This window comes from Sphingobacterium sp. T2 (genome assembly GCF_000814685.1).
Lineage (GTDB): Bacteria > Bacteroidota > Bacteroidia > Sphingobacteriales > Sphingobacteriaceae > Sphingobacterium > Sphingobacterium thermophilum.
Genome location: NZ_JXAC01000213.1, coordinates 1 through 1896 on the forward strand (window position 1 = coordinate 1; position 1896 = coordinate 1896).

The following is a 1896-nucleotide window of genomic DNA, read 5'->3' on the forward strand; positions in this document are numbered from 1 at the left end:
WCAACTTTGCAAAGGTGTTGAGCCAAAAGGAAGTAAAACGGATATTCGACGTGGTACAAAACCGAAAACATTTGCTGATGCTGCAACTGTGCTACGGAATGGGGTTGCGCGTAAGTGAGATTGTCAATCTGAAAGTGAGCGACATCGACAGTGGACGGATGCAGGTACTCATCGAAGCGGGTAAAGGAAAGAAAGATCGGTATGTACCACTACCGTCTGCAGTGCTGGATTTGCTGCGGGAATATTATAAAGCATACCATCCCAAAACTTACCTTTTTGAAGGTCGGTACGGTGGGCGGTATTCCGTCCGCAGTGTACAAGCGGTGTTCAAGAATGCAATGAAAGCCGCAAAGGTAAACAAGCCGATAGGGATACACGGTTTGCGGCATAGCTACGCCACACATTTACTGGAATACGGCACGGACATGTCATTCATACAGCAGCTACTTGGTCACAACGGCCAAGTATAAGCGTAGTGCGGGATTTCGTAGCGATTTACTGTCCGCCCACCGTAAAGTTTCTTAGGCGCAAAAATACTCAGTTTTAGCCATACAGTCCGCATTACGCTTATATAATGTTGGCAACTGGCTTTTTTCAAAATTCAATAAGATATGTCTGTATAGATTTTAGGAGTGTCCCCTTAAAGCCTTTAAACTTATACACATTACAAAACGCAAATTTTAAATCATCTGATGTAACCACAGTTCCATTTGCAGAAGCTTCGTTTCCATGGGTTATAATGGCGTCTATGACAAGTTCTTTCACATTCCACAACGGGCTATCCAATATTCTTTTTTCAAATTCCTCCTTATTGGTAATCGTATGGTTCCCAACAATTTCCCAATGGATATTGTCTGTGATGTTTTCTATTACAAAGTTGCTATCGCTATTAGCTAAAGCAATGTGAAACTGTTTTAGAAATTCCTTCCTTGGGGCATTACCGCAATCTGCTTCTACTGTGACTTTTACCATAATCTATTTTGTTTTAATTCTTTTTCACAGGTATACAGAAAACTATGGTGAGTATCCCTTCTTTAGGTGGTTCGGGATAAACTTGATAAGGAATTTTATCAATTGGATGATATCCAATTGAAGGAATTCCCTCTCCGTAAATCCAATTCCAGGCCATTGGAATCTCTTGAGGTTTCAGCTTAAATTTGGCCACATAATATTTGCCGGAAGGTATCGTGGTTTTCCCTATGCTACCGTTTACTTCGGTATCTTCAGGAACGGTAATACATACATTCATTCGCTGCTTGTCCTCCGGTGTTATCTCGGGGTCATCGTAATGGATGACAATGGATTCAGGATGGTGTTTAAGTAAGCTGTTCTTTCCTGCCCAATCATAGAGTTGGTTAAACAGCTTTTCGTAAATATCTGCATTTTGCCTATATGAACCGATATGCTTGATATAAGCGATAGTTTTTTCAGGTAATGATCGAATGTTTGCTTCAACTAACTGTTCCATATCTCTATAAATTTTAAGTTCGGAACAAAAGTATTTGGCTTTGAAAGAAGAAGTTTGATGAATATTGCTCTGTTGTATGTTTTGTTTTTTAAATGCGGTGGGTGAGATGTTGAAGTGCAAAGTAAACTGGCGTGAAAAAACAGCCAAATCGTTAAAACCGCATTCGAATGCAATTTCAGTAATCTTAGCTTTTGGCTTTAATCGCAATAGATAATTTGCGCGCTCTAATCTGATTCTTTGAATAAATTTAAAAGGTGTTTCGCCCACCAAGGCACTAAATATTCTTGAAAAATGAAATTTTGAGAAATGGGATTGTCGACTTCCCCGAATTAAGACTGCATAATTTTACAAAATTCTACTTCAAATTAACCTAAACCTAAATACCTAACACGWACCTCGCCTGTCCTATCGCCTTCAAAAGCCGGAAT

Annotated in this window: 3 protein-coding genes; 1 reads left to right on the top strand and 2 read right to left on the bottom strand. The window is 39.5% G+C overall.

The features are described from left to right. Nucleotides 1-470, top strand: a 470-nt coding sequence (locus SD31_RS12285; protein WP_039054357.1) for a tyrosine-type recombinase/integrase, incomplete at its 5' end; no start/stop codon positions are given. Nucleotides 471-594: 124 nt separating this feature from the next. On the opposite strand, the gene SD31_RS12290 is transcribed toward SD31_RS12285, so the two are convergent. Then, nucleotides 595-972, bottom strand: coding sequence for a hypothetical protein (locus SD31_RS12290; protein ID WP_039054358.1), 378 nt, complete (start codon nucleotides 970-972; stop codon nucleotides 595-597). 13 nt (nucleotides 973-985) lie between these two features. Beyond that, nucleotides 986-1798, bottom strand: coding sequence for a GyrI-like domain-containing protein (locus SD31_RS12295; RefSeq protein ID WP_262506625.1), 813 nt, complete (start codon nucleotides 1796-1798; stop codon nucleotides 986-988). Nucleotides 1799-1896 lie beyond the last annotated feature (98 nt).